General features: G+C 73.5%; 15 protein-coding genes. 8 read left to right on the top strand and 7 right to left on the bottom strand.

Annotation, left to right across the window (positions count from 1 at the left end; translation table 11 throughout):
* Positions 1 to 261: 261 nt before the first annotated feature.
* Both OG811_RS25490 and OG811_RS25485 read right to left on the bottom strand, forming a co-directional pair.
* The gene (locus OG811_RS25490; protein ID WP_406069309.1) at positions 262 to 891 is read right to left on the bottom strand and encodes an MBL fold metallo-hydrolase; all 630 of its coding nucleotides are present in this window, start codon (positions 889 to 891) and stop codon (positions 262 to 264) included.
* The gene (locus tag OG811_RS25485; RefSeq protein WP_406069308.1) at positions 888 to 1,976 is read right to left on the bottom strand and encodes an S-(hydroxymethyl)mycothiol dehydrogenase; all 1,089 of its coding nucleotides are present in this window, start codon (positions 1,974 to 1,976) and stop codon (positions 888 to 890) included. Before OG811_RS25485 ends, OG811_RS25490 begins: the two co-directional genes overlap by 4 nt.
* Before the next feature lie 192 nt (positions 1,977 to 2,168).
* On the opposite strand from OG811_RS25485, the gene OG811_RS25480 reads away from it, so the two are divergent.
* Entirely contained in the window at positions 2,169 to 2,588 is a 420-nt protein-coding gene (locus OG811_RS25480; RefSeq protein WP_406069306.1) for a hypothetical protein, read from the top strand.
* A gap of 41 nt (positions 2,589 to 2,629) precedes the next feature.
* On the opposite strand, the gene OG811_RS25475 is transcribed toward OG811_RS25480, so the two are convergent.
* Genes OG811_RS25475 through OG811_RS25460 form a run of 4 tightly spaced genes read right to left on the bottom strand, consistent with a single transcriptional unit; the run spans position 2,630 to position 6,109 of the window.
* Positions 2,630 to 3,538, bottom strand: a complete 909-nt coding sequence (locus OG811_RS25475) for an SDR family NAD(P)-dependent oxidoreductase (RefSeq protein WP_406069305.1) — start codon at positions 3,536 to 3,538, stop codon at positions 2,630 to 2,632.
* Between the two features lie 22 nt (positions 3,539 to 3,560).
* On the bottom strand, positions 3,561 to 5,078 hold the full coding sequence (locus OG811_RS25470; protein ID WP_406069304.1) for a flavin-containing monooxygenase: 1,518 nt from the start codon (positions 5,076 to 5,078) through the stop codon (positions 3,561 to 3,563).
* Between the two features lie 60 nt (positions 5,079 to 5,138).
* Positions 5,139 to 5,630 (bottom strand): hypothetical protein, encoded by a 492-nt coding sequence (locus tag OG811_RS25465; RefSeq protein ID WP_406069302.1) that lies wholly within the window; start codon positions 5,628 to 5,630, stop codon positions 5,139 to 5,141.
* Positions 5,630 to 6,109, bottom strand: coding sequence for a hypothetical protein (locus tag OG811_RS25460; protein WP_406069301.1), 480 nt, complete (start codon positions 6,107 to 6,109; stop codon positions 5,630 to 5,632). The genes OG811_RS25465 and OG811_RS25460 overlap by 1 nt, the downstream gene beginning before the upstream one ends.
* A 44-nt stretch (positions 6,110 to 6,153) precedes the next feature.
* On the opposite strand from OG811_RS25460, the gene OG811_RS25455 reads away from it, so the two are divergent.
* The 7 genes from OG811_RS25455 (at position 6,154) to OG811_RS25425 (ending at position 15,364) form a co-directional block, all read left to right on the top strand.
* Positions 6,154 to 7,131: a helix-turn-helix transcriptional regulator gene (locus OG811_RS25455; protein ID WP_406069300.1), complete on the top strand. Its 978-nt coding sequence runs from the start codon at positions 6,154 to 6,156 to the stop codon at positions 7,129 to 7,131.
* 91 nt (positions 7,132 to 7,222) lie between these two features.
* Positions 7,223 to 7,855: an ATP-binding cassette domain-containing protein gene (locus OG811_RS25450; protein WP_406069299.1), complete on the top strand. Its 633-nt coding sequence runs from the start codon at positions 7,223 to 7,225 to the stop codon at positions 7,853 to 7,855.
* Positions 7,852 to 9,129 (top strand): extracellular solute-binding protein, encoded by a 1,278-nt coding sequence (locus tag OG811_RS25445; RefSeq protein WP_406069297.1) that lies wholly within the window; start codon positions 7,852 to 7,854, stop codon positions 9,127 to 9,129. The genes OG811_RS25450 and OG811_RS25445 overlap by 4 nt, the downstream gene beginning before the upstream one ends.
* A complete protein-coding gene (locus OG811_RS25440; RefSeq protein WP_406069295.1) occupies positions 9,126 to 10,892 on the top strand; it encodes an ABC transporter permease subunit in 1,767 nt (588 codons plus the stop codon). The genes OG811_RS25445 and OG811_RS25440 overlap by 4 nt, the downstream gene beginning before the upstream one ends.
* A complete protein-coding gene (locus OG811_RS25435) occupies positions 10,889 to 13,282 on the top strand; it encodes a hypothetical protein (RefSeq protein WP_406069293.1) in 2,394 nt (797 codons plus the stop codon). The genes OG811_RS25440 and OG811_RS25435 overlap by 4 nt, the downstream gene beginning before the upstream one ends.
* A 46-nt stretch (positions 13,283 to 13,328) precedes the next feature.
* A complete protein-coding gene (locus OG811_RS25430) occupies positions 13,329 to 13,946 on the top strand; it encodes an ATP-binding cassette domain-containing protein (protein ID WP_406069291.1) in 618 nt (205 codons plus the stop codon).
* Positions 13,943 to 15,364, top strand: a complete 1,422-nt coding sequence (locus OG811_RS25425) for a DUF6297 family protein (protein ID WP_406069289.1) — start codon at positions 13,943 to 13,945, stop codon at positions 15,362 to 15,364. The genes OG811_RS25430 and OG811_RS25425 overlap by 4 nt, the downstream gene beginning before the upstream one ends.
* A gap of 54 nt (positions 15,365 to 15,418) precedes the next feature.
* Here the strand turns inward: OG811_RS25425 and OG811_RS25420 are convergent, their stop codons facing one another.
* On the bottom strand, positions 15,419 to 16,900 hold the full coding sequence (locus OG811_RS25420; protein ID WP_406069287.1) for a PLP-dependent aminotransferase family protein: 1,482 nt from the start codon (positions 16,898 to 16,900) through the stop codon (positions 15,419 to 15,421).
* Positions 16,901 to 16,921 lie beyond the last annotated feature (21 nt).

Below are 16,921 nucleotides of genomic sequence, written 5' to 3'. Positions count from 1 at the left end.
CGGGCATTCCGGAAATGCCCGAGCCCGGTGAAGTGCGGTCCCGCTCACGCTCGGCGAATCGGACAGGCCGGCCGGTGGCCGACGACGCCAGACGACGGTGACGGAGCGTGCTCTTCCGGAGTCCACGGGCCATGCCCATCCAGGCAGCCCTTGCTCTGCTTCAACCCACGCAACAGTTACCGAACGTGACGGCGGCCGGAAACCTCAATCCATGCGTTGTGGCTGCCCAGGAGGGAGCGGCCGTGGCCGGGGGGACCTGGTTCAGTGGCCGCGGGCCAGCCACTCCTCCAGGTGCGGAGCCTCCGCGCCGATCGTCGTGTCGTCGCCGTGGCCGGTGTGCACGATCGTCTCCGCCGGCAGGGTGAGCAGGCGGGTGCGGATCGACCGGATGATGGTCCCGAAGTCGCTGTACGAGCGGCCGGTCGCACCCGGACCGCCGGCGAAGAGCGTGTCGCCGGTGAACACCACGCCCAGGTCCTGGGCATGGAAGCTGCACGCGCCGGGGCTGTGCCCTGGGGTGTGCAGCACCCGCAGCTCGGTGCCGGCCACCTCGATGCTCTGCCCATCGTGCAGCTCGCCGTGCGGCGGCAGGTGCGGGTGGACCAGGTCCCAGAGGACCCGGTCGGCGGCGTGCAGCAGCACGGGCGCGCCGGTGGCCTCGGCCAGCTCCGGTGCCACCCGGACGTGATCGTCGTGGGCGTGGGTGGCCAGGATCGCCCGGACCTGCCGTTCACCCACCAGGGCGAGAATCGCGGCAACGTCGTGTGGCGCGTCCAGGACGACACACTCGCTGTCGTCGCCGATCACCCAGACGTTGTTGTCCACGTCGAACGTCTGCCCGTCGAGGGAGAACGTGCCCGCGGTGACCGCGCGGTCGATCCGGGCGGTCACGGGAACACCACCACCGAGCGGAGCACGTCGCCGTGGTGCATCCGGGCGAACGCGTTCTCGACCTGGTCGAGCACGATCTCCTCGGTGACGAACGCGTCCAGGTCGAGTCGACCCTGCAGGTACAGCTCGGTGAGCATCGGGAAGTCCCGGCTGGGCAGGCAGTCGCCGTACCAACTGGACTTGAGGGCACCGCCGCGCCCGAAGACGTCCAGCAGCGGAAGCTCGATCTGCATCTGCGGGGTCGGTACGCCGACCAGCACCACCGTGCCAGCCAGATCCCGGGCGTAGAACGCCTGCTTCCAGGTCTCCGGTCGGCCCACCGCGTCGATCACCACATCGGCGCCGAAGCCACCGGTGGCGGCACGGATCGCCTCGACCGGGTCGGTCTCGGAGGCGTTCACGGTGTGCGTGGCGCCGAACCTACGGGCCCAGTCCAGCTTCCGGCTGTCGGTGTCCACCGCGACGATCGTCGTGGCACCAGCGAGGGCCGCACCGGCAACCGCCGCGTCCCCGACACCGCCGCAGCCGATCACCGCGACCGAGTCGCCGCGGGTGACGTTGCCGGTGTTCATCGCCGCGCCCAGCCCGGCCATCACCCCGCAGCCGAGCAGACCCACGGCAGCCGGTCGGGCAGCCGGGTCCACCTTGGTGCACTGCCCGGCGTGCACCAGGGTCTTCTCCGCGAAGGCGCCGATGCCCAGCGCCGGGGCGAGCTCGGTGCCGTCGGTCAGGGTCATCCGCTGCTTGGCGTTGTGAGTGTTGAAGCAGTACCAGGGGCGACCCCGGCGGCAGGCGCGACAGACCCCGCAGACCGCGCGCCAGTTGAGCACCACGAAATCGCCCGGCGCGACGTCGGTGACGCCCTCCCCCACCTGCTCGACGATGCCCGCCGCCTCGTGACCGAGCAGGAACGGGTAGTCGTCGTTGATGCCACCCTCACGGTAGTGCAGGTCGGTGTGGCAGACGCCGCAGGACTGGATCCGGACAATGGCCTCACCGGGGCCAGGATCGGGCACCACGATGGTGGTGACCTCGACCGGCGCTCCCTTGCTGCGGGAGATGACTCCCCGGACTTCCTGGCTCACGTCGCCTCCTGCTGGTGGTCTGCGGCAGGGCCGGGTGCCGGGCGGGCGAGTGTGCCACGGGCTCGGCAATGGCCCCCCGGGGAACTTACCGCGACCACCACAACCACCACAGCCAGCCCAGCCGACCGGCAGGTTATCGCGGGCAGTCCGGGGTACGCGGGCCTCATTCGACCACGGCCATCGGGAGTGACCATGAAATTCGCGCATCTGCCGCTGCGGCTCAGCATCGGCGCGTACGTCCTCAACTCAGGTCTGGGCAAGCGAAACCTGGAGGGCGCCGCCGCGGAGGGCATGCACGGGATGGCGGTCGCCGCCATGCCCCAGCTCGGGCAACTGGAGCCACCGCGCTTCGCCAAGCTGCTGTCGTACTCGGAGATCGCGCTGGGGGCCGCGCTGCTCGCGCCCTTCGTCCCGGCGCCCCTGGTCGGGCTCGGCCTGACCGCGTTCGGCGCGGGTCTGATGCAGCTCTACCTGAAGACGCCGGGGATGCGGGAGCCGGGCAGCATACGCCCGACCCAGCAGGGCACGGGGCTCGCCAAGGACGTCTGGCTGGTCGGCGCCGGGCTGACCCTGGTGATCGAGGGGCTGACCCACGGCCACCGGCGCCGCTGAGCACAGTCTGAAAAGCTGCGGTGACCGTCTCCGGTCGTCGCTCACGCCACCTCGCGGGCAGGGTCGTCGGCGTCGGCGGCGCGTTGCGCGGGCACGCCGGGGGTGGGCGGCGCCGGACGGGCAACGCCCCGGTTCAGGCCGGTGACCAACAACCGGTTGTACGAGGCCGGCATGACCCGGGCCAGCAGATCGGGCAGCTTCGCCGACCAGCCGATCAGCACCCGGCCCCGACGCCGCTCGACGCCGCGCAGGATCACCTCGGCGGCCCGTTTCGGCGCGATGGTGAGCAGCTTCTCGAACTGCGCCCGGCCGGCCGCGTATTCCTCGTGCGAGACGCCACTGCCGATCCGGGCGTTCTCGGTGATGCGGGTGCGGATCCCGCCGGGGTGCACCGAGGTCACTCCGATGCCGTCGTCGACCAACTCGTGGCGCAGCGCCTCGGTGAAGCCACGCACGGCGAACTTGCTCGCCGCGTACGCGGTCTGCCCGGCCGGCGCGATCAGCCCGAACAGGCTGGAGATGTTGACCAGGTGCGCGCCAGGCTCCGCCCGGAGGGTGGGCAGCAGCGCGTGGGTCAGCTGCACCACGGCCCGGAAGTTGACGTCGATCACCCAGCTGAACTCGTCGAACGTCACCTGGTCGAACCGGCCGCCGAGGCCGACACCGGCGTTGTTGACTAGCAGTCGTACACGCGGGTGCCGCTGGCCGATCTCCGCGGCAACCTGCGCGGTGGCCGTCACGTCGGCGAGATCCACCAGGTACGTGTGCACCTGACGGCCCGGCTGGTCGGCGCGGATGGCGGCGGTGACCACGTCCAGCCGTTCGGCGTCGCGGTCCAGCAGGACCAGGTCGCTGCCCCGGCGGGCCAGCGCGTGCGCCAGCGCCGCACCGATGCCGCTGGCCGCGCCGGTGACCACGGCCGTTGCGCCGGTGAAGTCGAACCTCTGCACGAAGATGCTCCTCTCCTGGCTGTTACCGACGAGCGGCCGGACGGGTCTGGACGGGACGCTGGGGGTCGGCGGACACGGTCACCTCGCCAGCGCCGGTGAACCGCACACCCTCGTCGGTGAGACGGCCGTGCCGCATCAGCAGCACGTCGCGGGGGTAGTTCTGGTGCAGCCGCCACGGCGTGGTCGCACCCTGCTTGGGCAGCGCGTCGACGGCGCGCAGCACGTAGCCGGAGCGTAGGCCGATGAGCGGCACCCGCTCGGCGCCGGGCGGTGGGAGCGGGGTGACGACCTGCTGACCGGTGCGGTCCAGGTGGCGCAGCAGCCGACAGACGTAGCCGGCGACCAGGTCGGCCTTGAGCGTCCACGACGCGTTGGTGTAGCCGATGGTCAGGGCGAAGTTCGGCACGCCGGAGAGCATCATGCCCTTGTAGGCGACAGTGCTCGCGAGGTCGACGTCGGTGCCGTCCACGCGCAGCGTCAGGCCACCAAGGGCGAGCAGGTTGAGCCCGGTCGCGGTGACCACGATGTCGGCAGGCAGCTCGGCGCCGGAGGTCAGCCGGACACCGTGCGCGGTGAAGGTGTCGATGGTGTCGGTGACCACCGAGGCGGTGCCCTGCTGCACGGCCGCGAACAGGTCACCGTCGGGTGCCACGCACAGCCGCTGGTCCCACGGGTCGTAGGAGGGTGAGAAGTGCCGGTCGATGTCGTACCCCACCGGGAGCCGGCCCCGCGCGGCCCGGCGCAGCATCCGCTTCACCAGGCCGGGCGCACGCCGGCTGAGCTGGAAGTTGACGGTGGACAGCAGCACGTTCTTCCAGCGCACCACCGGATACGCGGCCTTCGCCGGCAGCCAGCGCCGCAGCGCGTCGGCCAGCCGGTCGCGCGAGGGCAGTGCCATGACGTACGTGGGTGAGCGCTGGAGCATGGTCACGTGAGCGGCCCGCTGTGCCATCGCCGGCACCAGGGTGATCGCGGTGGCACCGCTGCCGATCACCACCACCCGCTTGCCGGTGTGGTCGAGGTCGTCGGGCCAGTGCTGCGGGTGCACCACCCGCCCGCCGTAGGCGTCGACACCGGGCAGGGGTGGGGTGTAACCCTCGTCGTGGCGGTAGTAGCCGGCGCAGGCGAAGAGGAACGAGCAGGTCAGCACCACGGTCTCGGCGGTGTCGGTGCGCTGGGCGTGCACCGTCCACCGGGCGCTGGCGCTGTCCCACTCGGCGCGCAGCACCCGGTGGCCGAAGCGGACGTGCCGCTGCACGTCGTACTCGCGGGCGGTTTCCCGGACGTACTCGCGGATGGTCGTACCGTCGGCGATGGCCTTCGGGGCGGTCCACGGCTTGAAGGAGTAGCCGAGGGTGAACATGTCCGAGTCGGACCGGATGCCCGGGTAGCGGAACAGGTCCCAGGTGCCGCCGATGGCGTCCCGCGCCTCCAGCACCGCGAACGTCTTGTCGGGGCAGTCGCGGCGCAGGTGGCAGGCAGCGCCAATGCCGGACAGGCCGGCTCCGACGATGAGCACGTCGACGTGGTCGGAGGCCATCGGCGGTCCTCCATCCGGGGCGGTGCACGGACACTAACACCGCACCCGGATGGCCGGAAGCTACCGCGACACCACTGCGGCCGTCTCGCTGAGCTGGTCGGACGCTCGGGTGAAAATCATGATCCAGTTGGTTTCCCAGGTCTGCTCGCCGTCGGTGGAGAACGCCTGCTCCCAGCGTGCGGTGGTCGCGCTGATGTCCGACCAGATGAACCGGCACCGGACCGGCTGACCCTCATGCTGGTCGTCGGCGTAGAAGCGGCCCACCCCGTCGACGAAGCGGCCCACCATCGGCGGCTGCTCCAGCACCCCGTTGTCGCTGTTCATCCAGTAGATCGACCACTCTTCGCGCGCCGGGTCGAAGATCCGGATCGTGGCGCCGGAGGAACCCTTGGTCGGGAAGGCGATCTCGTCGAAGTGGCCGCCGCCGCCGAAGAAGCCGTGCGCGACCGACACCCCCGGAAACTCCTCCCATTCCTCGGAGCCCACCAGCCGCTTGCGCAGCCGCCGGTTCACGACGTTCCAGGTGCCCTTGAAAAAGTCGAAGTCGCCCATCAGCGGCCCACCGGCCCTTCCGCTCGCGAATCGTGCAGATAATTGATCAGATCGGGGCTTTCCGGCAACAGCATGTGCCGGACCCAGGCGGCCCGCTCGTGCTCCAGCACCGCCAACTCCCAGACGCAGCCCACCGCGGGGCGGCGAAGTTCGACGAAGTGTGCCGGATCATCGTCCGGGCAGTCCAGTGCGGACTGCCCGGCCGCGGCGACGCGGACTTCCAACGCGTTGTCCCACACCCAGGTGTACGCCAGCAGGTAGGCGCCGGTGTCCGCGCCCCGGTGCAGCACCACCCACCCGGCGGCCGGGGTGCCGTCGTCGACGACGTCGGCCAGCAGCGCGGGCAGCAGGTCGTACGCGGCCTTCTCCACCTCGGGTTCGATCGGCCGTTCGGGCTGGTCGATGTGGTAGCGCTTGAGCTGTCGACCGTCCACCATGATCGGTCCCGGCGTTCTCAGTTCCTTGTCGCGAAAAGCCATGCCGGGACGGTACGACCGCTCCCCTGACAGCTAGTGTCAGTGAAGTGCGGGCCAGTCGACTTCTTTCCGTCCTGCTGTTGCTTCAATCGCACGGCCGGCTGACCGCCGCGCAGCTCGCCGACCGGTTGGCCGTCTCCCCGCGCACCATCTACCGGGACGTCGAGTCGCTGCACGCCGCCGGCATCCCGCTGTACGGAGAGGCCGGGCACGCCGGTGGCTACCAACTGGTCGACGGCTGGCGGACCCGACTGACCGGGCTGACCGCCGACGAGGCCGAGCGGCTCTTCCTGGCCGGGCTACCCGGCCCCGCCGACGAGTTGGGCTACGGCGATGTGGTGGCCGCGCTGCGACTCAAGCTGCACGCCGCGCTCCCCGAGCCGCTGCGCGACCGGGCAACCCAGCTGCAGCAACGCTTCCACCTGGACACCCCCGGCTGGTACGCCGACGGCGACGCCTCCCCCGAGCTGGCCCGCACGGCCGAGGCGGTCTGGCGGCAGCACCGCATCGAGGTGCGCTACCGCGGCTGGAACGGCGAGGTGACCCGGGTGCTGGAGCCGTACGGCCTCGTGCTCAAGGGTGGCCGGTGGTACGTGGTCGCCGACCAGCCCGGCCGGGGCGCGCCAGCGACCTACCGGGTCAACCAGATCCTCGCGCTGACCCCGCTGACGCAGGAGTTCGACCGACCCGCCGACTTCGACCTGCCGGCCTGGTGGCGGGCACACGTGGTCCAGTTCCGGGCCCGACTGCACCGCGACGAGGCCACGGTTCGGCTCTCCCCCGGCGGGCGGGAGCGGCTGCGGGAGATCGGCAGCGATCCGGTGGTGACCGCGATGGACGCCAGCGCCGGGCCACCGGACGCGCGGGGCTGGGTGACCGCGGTGCTGCCGATCGAGTCGCTCACCCACGCCCACGGTGATCTGCTGCGCCTCGGCGCCGACATCGAGGTGCTGACCCCCGTCGCACTGCGCGAACGCCTGGCCGCCACGGCGGCCGGACTGGCCGCGCTCTACGCCGTCAACTGAGCAGGTCTCGCATCTCCACAGTGGAGGCGCGTGGGGCATCTATTGTCGCCGTCGTGTGCCACCCTGGGACGGGCATCAGCGGTCACCGGAGGTGAGGGTCACGTTACGGCTACGCGCACTGGTCGCCGTTCCCGGCACCGGGCCGGTGACCCTCGACGTTCCCGCCGGCACACTCGCCGCCCTGGTGGCGCCGGCCCGGTTCGGCACCGCCGTAGCCCGGGTGCTGGCCGGGCTCGCCGCCCCGGTGACCGGCCGCGTCCTGGTCGGCGACCGGGACGTCACCGCCCTGCCGCCGCCGCGCCGGCAGATCGGTTACGTGCCCGCCGGTGGCGCGCTCCTGCCGCAACTCACCGTGCGCCGCAACATCGAGTACGGCCAGCGCAAGCGCGAACGGGTGCACGAGGTGGCCAACGACTGGACGGCCACGGTGGTCGACCGGCTCGAGTTGGCGCTCTCCCTCACCCTGCTGCCGCACCAGATCTCCGCCGCGCAGCGGTTCCGGGTGGCGCTCGCCCGGGCGGCGGCCTGCCTGCCCGAGGTGCTCGTGATCGACCTGCCGGCCGGTTCGGCGGGCGACAGCCGTCTCGGTGACCTGATGCCCCGGCTCTCCCCACCGGGAGCCCCGGGGGTGGCGGTGCTGGTCTGCACCTCCGACCCGGCCACCCTGGCCGAGATTCCCCTGCGGCACGAGCTGGTCACCGAGCCGAGCGGGGCGACCCGATGACGACGACCGCCCGGCTGAGTCGCCGTAGCCTGCTGCGCGCCGCCGCCGCGAGCACCACCGCCCTGGCCGCCGGCTGCTCCGGCGGGGCCCGGTCGGTGCAGGTCGCGGTGGTCTGGAGCACCAGCGAGTTGGACCGGTTCCGCCAGGTTGTCGCCGGCTACCCCGCCCCGGTGCAGGTGGTCAGCGCCGGCAACGACATCGACGCGTTCCTGCGGGCCCGGCACCTCGCCGGCACCAGCCCGGACGTGGCGATCCTGCCCCGCCCCGGCCTGGTCACCGAGTATGCCCAGCGTGGTTGGCTGAGCCCGGTGCGTCCGTCCGCAGAGTACGCCGTACCCGACGAACTGGGCGATCTGCTGACCGCCGAGGGGCAGCGCTACGGCGTCTGGGTGAAGGCGGCGCACAAGTCGCTGGTCTGGCACCTGCGGTCGATGTTGCCCGAGCCGCCGGCCACCTGGGACGAGCTGGTCGGGATGACCCGCCGGCTCGGCGCGCTCGCTCGGCGCAACGGCGGTCCGGCACCCCTGGCCATCGGCGCCGCGGACGGCTGGGTGCTGACCGATTGGTTCGAGAACGTCCTGGCCGACGTGGCGCCCGACGACTACAACACCCTCGCCGGGCCGTACGCCGACTGGCAGGGCAGGGGCGTGCGCGACACCCTGGACCGACTCGCCGAGCTCTGGAGCGTCGACGGCGCGTTCCTCGGCGGCGGCCGTCGCGCCCTGCTCACCCAGTACGAGGAGTCGGTGATCCAGGTGGTGTACGCCCGGCGGGCGGTGATGCTCTTCGGGGCCGACTTCACCGCTGACATCGTCGGTCCGTTCCAGCGCGGCCCGCAGGCACCGACCACGTTCCCGTTCCCGGGCGCCCAGCCGGGCGGCCGCCCACTGATCGTGGGCGGGGACGCGGCGGTGGTGTTCGCCGACGCGCGGGGCGGGGTCGAGCTGGTCGAGTGGCTCACCAGGGCCGACTCGTTCCAGCCCTGGCTACGCGCTGGCGGCTACCTGTCGCCCAACACCAATGTCTCGATCGACAGCTACACCGACCAGGTCGGCCGGAGTCTCGTCGAGGAGATGCGGGCCCCGGGCACTCTGCGTTTCGATCTCTCCGACCAGCTGCCCGGCGCGTTCACCGGCTCGGACGGTGTCGGCATCTGGCGGATCATGCAGGGCTTCTTCGCCGATGTCACCGACGGGGTCGGCGCCAACGAGGCGATCCGCCGCGCCACCGGTCAGCTCGCCGCGGCGGCCCGCAGCGCGGGTGGCGGCCGATGAGTCAGGTCCGGGTCCTCGGCGAGCTGGCGGTCCTCGACGACGTGGGGCCGCCCCGGCGGGGCCGGGCCTATCCGGCGGCGGGGGCGACCTCGGCACTGCTGCTGCCGGCCGCGGTGCTGCTCGGTGGGTTGGTGCTGTGGCCGGTGCTTCGGACCATTCACGCCAGCGTCACCACCGCCGGCCACTGGGTCGGCGCGGCGCACTTCCGGACCGCGCTCGCCGCGCCAAGCACCGGCGCGGTGGTCGGCCGGACGGTCCTCTGGGCACTGCTGGTGCCGGCGGTGGTGACAGCACTGGGCTACCTGCTCGCCGTCGCGTCCCGCCGCTCCCAGGAGGGCGGCCTGGTCCGGTTGATCCTCCTGGTGCCGGTGGCGTTGCCGCTGGTCGTCACCGGGGTCACCTTTCGGCTGATGTACGACCCCGATCCGAGCCGAGGGCTGGCCACCCTGGTCGCGACCCGGCTGACCGGCCGCTCGGCCGACGACGCGCCGCAGCTGCTCGGGCCAGGGCTCGTCACCGTCGCGCTGATGTCGGCGTTCGTCTGGGCCTGGGTGGGGTTGGCCGTGCTGGTCTTCCGCTCCGCGCTGGACGCGGTGCCGCCGAGTCTCGCTGACGCGGTCCGCGCCTACGGCGGGAAGCGCCGACATGTGCTGTGGGACGCGCAGTGGCGGCCGCTGCTGCTGCGGACGACCGCGGTGGTCTTCGCGTTGGTGGCGGTCGGCACCAGCCGCACGTTCGACTTGATCCTGGTGATGACCCCCGGTTCGGTCCGCGACGACGCCTCCGTGCTCGCGCTACGGATCTGGCAGACCTCGGGTGGCACCACCACCGGCGAGGGCGCCGCTCTCGGCGTGGTGTGGCTGGTGGCGGTCGTCGGCGGGATCATGGTGGCCGCGCTGTTCGTCCGGCAGGCCTGGCCCCCGCCGAGCGTCGAGGCGGCCCCGGAGCCCGGGCCCGTCGCCCCGCCCCGGCGGGTGTTCCGGTTGCTCGCGGCGGGTGCCGCGGTCGCGTGGCTGGTGCCGTTGGCCGTGTTGGTCGCCACGTCGGCGCACGGGAGGGTGGACGCCGCCGCGCGCGGCTGGTGGTCGGCGCCGCCGGATGACGAGTCCTACCGCGACGTGATCACCGGCACGGAGCTGTGGCACACGCTGGGCTTCACGCTGCTCCTGGCCGGCTCGGTGACCGTCACGGTGCTGGTGGTGGCGCTGCTGGCCGCGTACCCGCTGGCCTGGTTGACCGGGCCGGCCGCGCAGGCCACCGGGCTGCTGTTGCTGGCGGCCAGCGTCGTGCCGGTCCAGGTCATCGCGGGGCCGGTCAACGAGGTGCTGGGCCTGGTGCTCTCCTCCGGCACGGCCCGGGGCCTGGCCCTGGTGCACATCGCGCTGGGCGTGCCGTTCGCGGTGCTGGTGCTGCGTAACGCGTTCGCCGACCTGCCGGCCGAGCAGGTCCGCGACGCCCGGCTGGGCGGGCGCCGGTGGTGGCACACCCTGCGCCGGTTGGCCCGGCACAACCTGTCCGCGGTGGTGGCGGTCTCGGTGCTGGAGTTCGTCCAGGTCTGGAACGACCTGGTGGTGGGTCGGCTGTTCGGCGGGCCGGAGGCTTCGCCGCTCGGGCCTTTCCTGGCCGAGCAGACCCGCAGCTTCGTGAGCAACAGTGGCGCGCTGGCCGCCAGCTCGGTGCTCGCCTCGGTGCTGCCGGTGGTGTTGGTCGTGCTCTCGCGGCGGCACCTGGTCGCCGGGCTCGTCTCCGGGGGCGTCCGATGACCGGGCCGGGCCGCGCCCGCCGCAGCCCGCGCTGGCCGGCGCTGGTCGGGATCGGCGGATTGGTGGGCGGCGTCCTCGCCAACCTGGCCAGCAACCTGGCCAGCAACCTGCTCTCCGAGCTGGCGGCCAGCGTGCTCGGGCCGGCGAGCATCGCCCTTGCCGTCGTCGGCGGCCTCGGCTTCGTCGGCTACGTGGTGTACGAGGTGCGCCGCCGCCGGGCCGGCCGGGAGGTCGACCCCGAACCAACGGAGGTGCTCACCACGCCGACCACCGGGGCGCCGACCCTGCCCTACACGGCGGAGTTCACCGGTCGCGGCGAGCACGTCGAGACGATCCTCGGGTTGCTTTCCCGGGAGCACGCGGTGGCGGTCCTGGGCCGGCGTGCGGTGGGCACCTCCGCGTGTGCCGTGCAGGCCGCCAACCGGTGCCGGGAGGACTTCCCGGACGGGCAGTACTACCTGGACCTGCGGCCACGGGCCCGACCCCGCTCGGCCCGGCAGGTGCTCACCGCGCTGGCCCGGATCCTGGGCACCGCGCCGCCGGCGTCCGGCCGGCCGGACGCGCTCGCCGCCGCCGCCGACGCGCTACGCGGTCAGCTCGACGGTCGCAGGATCCTGCTGGTCCTGGACAACGTCGACCGTCCCGACCAGGTCCGACCGCTGCTGCCGCCCACCGCACGCACCTGCCGCCTGCTGCTCGCCGGAGGCCCGGCGCTGGTCGGCGTGGACGGTGTCGTCGCGCACTGGATCGCCGAACCGGGCACGTCCGAGGCGGTGGAGCTGTTCGCGACCGCGGGCGGGGCCGCGCCCGCCGCCCGGGTCCGCCGTGCCGACCCGCGCACCGACCCGGCGGTACGCGAGATCGTCGACCTCTGCGGGCGGCAGCCGCGCACCATCCGCGCGCTCGGTTACCGCACCGCGCAGCACGGCTGGCGGCACTCCGACGTGCTGGACGCGCTGCGCCGCGCGGTTCAGACGCCACCGCACCAGCGGCTCGCCGTCTCGCCGGCCGCCCGTCTCATCACCGAACGGGACACCGCCTACCGGGCGTTGACCCGCGAGGCCCGCCGGTTGTACAGGGTGATGTCGTTGGTCCCCGCCCCGGTGGACCGGCCGACGATCGCCGCGCTCGCCGGGCGGCACCCCGAGCGGGTGACCGCGCTGCTCGACCAGTTGGCCGCCGCGGCGTTCGTGGTGGGCGCGCCCGGCGACCGGTACGAGGTCCGCCCCCTACTCGCCGGCAGTGCACGACTGCACCTGCGCGACGCGGATCCGGCCCGGGCCCGGGTCGCCGCACAGGCCCGCCTGACGCGGCACCTGGCCCGCTGGGCCGAACGACACGCGGCCAGCCTGGCCGTGCTGGGCTCCGCACCCGACCGGGAGTGGTCGCTGCCGCTGGACGACGACCCGTACGGCTGGTTCGACCTGCACCAGGAGCTGCTGCTGGCGGTGGTGCGGGTGCCGGCCGGCGCGGCCGAGACACTGCCCCGCCGGGTGCGCCGGTGGTGGTTCCGGCTGGCCGTGGCGCTGTGCGGATGGCTGGCGTATGCCGAGCGGCTCGACGAGTGGGAGCAGGTCTGCCGTACGGTGCTGGCCACCCCGACCGCCGACGACCGACCGGAGATCGCCGGGTGGGCACACAACGAGCTGGGTGTGCTGCGGCGACGGCGGCGTGACCCGCAGGGAGCGGCGGCCGCGCTCACCCTCGCGGTGCACGAACGCGGGCGCCGGGGCACCGCCCAGGCTCGGATGAACCTCGGGCTGGCCCTGCTCGACCTGGGCCAGCTCGATGACGCGGTCGAGCACCTGGAGATGTCCCGTCGGCACCGGTCCGGGGCCGACCGCGCCGGGCACGCCCTCACCGACCTGGGCCTCGGCGCGGCGCAGCTGGCCCGGGGCGAGTTGGACCCCGCGCACCACCACCTGGTGCGGGCGGCGAACACGTTCCGGTCGGTGGGCGACGCGCGCGGCTACGCGGCGGCGCTGACCAACCTGGTGCTCGTGCACGCCGCGCTCGGCGAGCACCTGGACGCCGCCCAGGCGTGGCGGGCCGCGCTGCGCGAGTACGAGTCGGTCAACGACCCGACCAGCCGCGCGACGGCACTGCTCAACGCCGGGGCGACACTGCTGACCAGCACGCCGGGGCAGGCGCGCGCCGCGTACGAGCTGCTGGCCGAGAGCCGGCGGCTGCGCGAGGAGATGCGGCCCACGCCGGGCCTGGCGCGCACGTTGCTCTACCTGGGTGACGCCTGCGCGGCGCTGGGCGACCGCGCCGACGCGCGGCGGCACTGGGCGGACGCAGCGACGGTGGCCGAGGAGGTCGCCGACGACCTGGGGCAGACCGCCGCCGACGCCCGACTTGAGGACGATGCCACCGACCGCGTGACGTAGGTCGCTCAGGTTGGTCGCTGGCACGGGTCTGCGAGACTCTGTGATCGTGGACGCGCTCTCGGTACGGGGACTTAGCCGCAACTTCGGCAACCTGGTCGTGCTCGACGACGTGAGCTTCACCCTCCAGGCGGGCCGGATCGCGGTGGTGCTGGGCCCCAACGGCAGCGGCAAGACCACCCTGCTGCGCTGTGTCGTCGGCGCCGACCGGCCGGACGCTGGCGAGGTGCTGGTGCAGGGCCGCCGGGCCGACGAGACCGACCCGCAGGTGCGGGCGCTGGTGGCGGCCGCCCTGGACGACATCGACTTCTTCCCCGACCTGTCCGTGGTCGAGCACCTGGAGCTGGTCGCGTACGCCCACGGGGGTGACGCCGAGCCGGTCGAGGAGGTCCTCGCCGAGCTGGGTCTGGAGCCGGCCCGCGACCAGCTGCCGGTGACCCTGTCCAGTGGGCAGCGCCGCCGGCTGGCGCTGGCGTCGTGTTTCGTACGGCCACGCCGGGTGCTGATCCTGGACGAGCCGGAGCAGCGCCTGGACGTACGCGGGCGACAGTGGCTCGCCGAGCGGCTGCTTCGGGAACGCGACGCCGGCACGGCCGTGCTGCTGGCCTCGCACGACCCGGAGCTGATCGACGCGGTGGTCGACGAGCGCATCGAGATCGGCCGGTGACCGCTCCACCGGCCACGATCGCCGACACGCCGAGCGGGGTGCCCACCGCCCGGCAATTGCGGACGCACCTGCGCAAGGCCCGCAGCCGACACCACGACCACTCGCTCGGCGACGTGCTGGGCGACGCGTACGTCATGGTCCTGTTCGTGGGCATGTACGGCTGGTTCGCGATCAGCGCCAGCCGTGACCTGCTTCAGTCGCCCACGGTGGGGCAGGCTGAGCCGGGGGTGCGGTGGTGGTTGGCGGTCGCCGCGCTGCTGGCCGGCGCCGGGCTCGCCTGGCGTGGCCTGCACGCGCTCGGCCCGCTGCTGGTCACCCCGGCCACGCAGAGCTGGGCGACCAGCGCGCCGGTCGACCGGCGGGCCTGGCTGGCGCCGCGCTTCGGCATCCTGTTGGTGGGCGCCGCGGCCGGCACCGCGGTGCTCGGGGTGGCCGTGGCGGCGCTCGGCGGCGTCAGCGAGCCGGCCGCCTTGAGCTGGGCGGCCGCGGCCGGCGCGGGGTGGGGTGCGGCCGCGCTGGCGCTCAGCGTCGTCGCCCAGAGCAGCCGGGCGGGCCGACGGTGGCCGGCCCCGGCCGGGGCGGCGCCGATAGTGGCGGCAGCCGTCGTCACCGCTCTGGTGGTGCTCGTCGGTCGTCTCGGCGACGGGCTGCCCCGGCCGGCGACGACGCCGACCGTCGCGCTGGTCGCCGTCGCGGTGCCGCTCGCGGTCGTGGGCACGATCCTCGCGGTACGCGCGCTGCCCCGGGTTGACCGCGCCACGCTGACCACCGGCGCCCAGTTCGCCAACGCCGCCGCCACGGCCACGATCCTGCTGGACCCCAGCCTGCTCACCGGCCTGGTGGAGAGCCGGCGCTGGCGCCGGATCGGCCGGGTTCGCAGCCGCCGGTTCCTGCCCGGCCCCGGCTGGTGGGCGCTGCTACAGGCCGACGTACGCCGGCTGCGCCGCCACCCGAGCGCCGTGCTGATCTGGGCGGCGCTGATCGGAGTCCAGTACGCTGCCGCGCTCGCCCTGCCCGGGTTGGCCGGGGCCACGCAGGTGGTGTTCGCGTACCTCGCCGCCAACCGGCTGACCGGCGGCCTGCGGTCGGTCAGCCGCTCACCCGGGCTGCGCCGGGCGCTCGGCGGCAGCGACGCCCTGCTGCGGGGGATCCACGTGGTGGTACCGGCGGTCGGCGCGGGCCTGTGGTGGTTGCTGACCCTGCCGACCGTCGACCCTGGGCCGGCCTGGCTGGCACCGGCGCTGGCGCTCGGAGTGGTGCTCACCGCGTTTCGGGCCGGCACCCGCCCGCCGATCAACTACGGCGGCGCGACGGTCAACACACCCTTCGGGATGATCCCGGTCGATTTGCTGCGTCAGGGCGCACGCGGGCCGGCGTTGCTCGCCGTGCTGGTCCTCGTCCAGCTGTTCCTGGGCTGACCGGTCAACCGCCGGCCAGCCCGGGACGCTCAGGTTGGCACCCATTCTTCGTGCTCAGGACCCTTGGCCATGACTGAGGGCGGCGGCGATCGCGGCGACGCCGTCCTCGATCTCGGTGGCGGTGCGGGCAGCGTAGCCGAGCACGAGACCCGGCCGGTAGGGCCGTTGGCAGTGCCAGGACAGCGGTTGCACCTTCACCCCGCGGGTCAGCGTCGCCGCCGCCAGCTCGGTGTCGACCACCGCGTCGCCCAACGTGATCATCAGGTGCAGACCGGCTGCGGCGCCGTGCACCGTCGCCGACGGCAGCACGCGGGCCAGCGCGGCGATCATCGCGTCCCGCCGACGGATGTGTCGACGCCGCAGCAGCCGCAGGTGCCGCTCGAAGGCGCCGGAGACCATCAGCTCCGCCAGCACGAGTTGCGGTAGGACGGCGTTGCCCAGGTCGGCGTTGCGCTTGGCGGCCACCACCGCCGGGCGCAGTCGTGGCGGCACGAGCAGCCAGCCGACCCGCAGCGCGGGGGCGAGCAGTTTGGAGACGCTGCCTGCGTAGCAGACCTGCTCGGGCAGCAGGCCCCGCAGCGCCGGCACCGGTGGACGGTCGTAGCGGTGCTCGGCGTCGTAGTCGTCCTCGATGATCAGACCGCCGGCCCGCGCCCAGGCGACGAGGTGGCGGCGGCGGTCGCCGTCGAGCACCACGCCGGTCGGGAACTGGTGCGCGGGGGTGAGCATCACGGCCGGCGCGGCGCTGGCGGCCAACTCGTCGACCCGCAGCCCGGCGTCGTCCACGGTGATCGGCGGGGTGTCCATCCGCCAGTTGTTCAGGTGCTGCCGCACGCCGAGCGAGCCCGGGTCCTCGACCGCGATCCGGTCGACGCCGGCGGCGGTGAGTGCCTGGGCGAGCAGCCCGAGCGCCTGGGAGACGCCGGCCACGATGATCACCTCGACCGGGTCGACGCTGATACCGCGGTTGCGCGCCAACCAGGCGGCGACGGCCTGCCGCAGCGCGGGTGCGCCGCACGGGTCGCCGTAGCCGAGGTCGGCCGCGGCGAGGCGGCGCAGCACGGTCCGTTCGGCGCGTAGCCAGTCCGCGCGGGGAAAGGCGGTCAGGTCGGGTACGCCGGGCGTCAGGTCGATGGTCGCGGGCGCCGCGCGTACCGCGTCGAAGATGTCGGTGCCCGGTGCCGGCGGGAAGGTCGCGACCGGTGCCGGCGCGGCGGCCGGGGCGGGTGTGGTCGCGGCCGGCGCGGCGACGACCAGTGTCCCGGCCCGGCCCCGACCGGCGACGTGCCCCTCCTCGGTCAGGCGCTGGTACGCCTCGGTGACCACGCCCCGGGAGACCCCGAGGTCGGCGGCGAGCACCCGGGTGGGGGGCAGCCGGTCACCGACCGGCACCCGCCCGTGCGCGATGGCCTGCCGCAGTTGGTCGGTCAGCCAGTCGGCGCGCCCGCCCGGCGGCGCGTCGGCGATGGTCAGGTGCAGGAAGTCGGATCCTGCGGTTATGGACCCCTCGGACACCGTCGGTTTGGCTCTGCCCATCGGACCATTGTGGCAGCAGAG

Origin of the sequence: Micromonospora sp. NBC_01638 (assembly GCF_045209745.1) — a bacterium.
Lineage (GTDB): Bacteria > Actinomycetota > Actinomycetes > Mycobacteriales > Micromonosporaceae > Micromonospora.
This window is presented reverse-complemented; position numbering and strand designations above follow the sequence as displayed.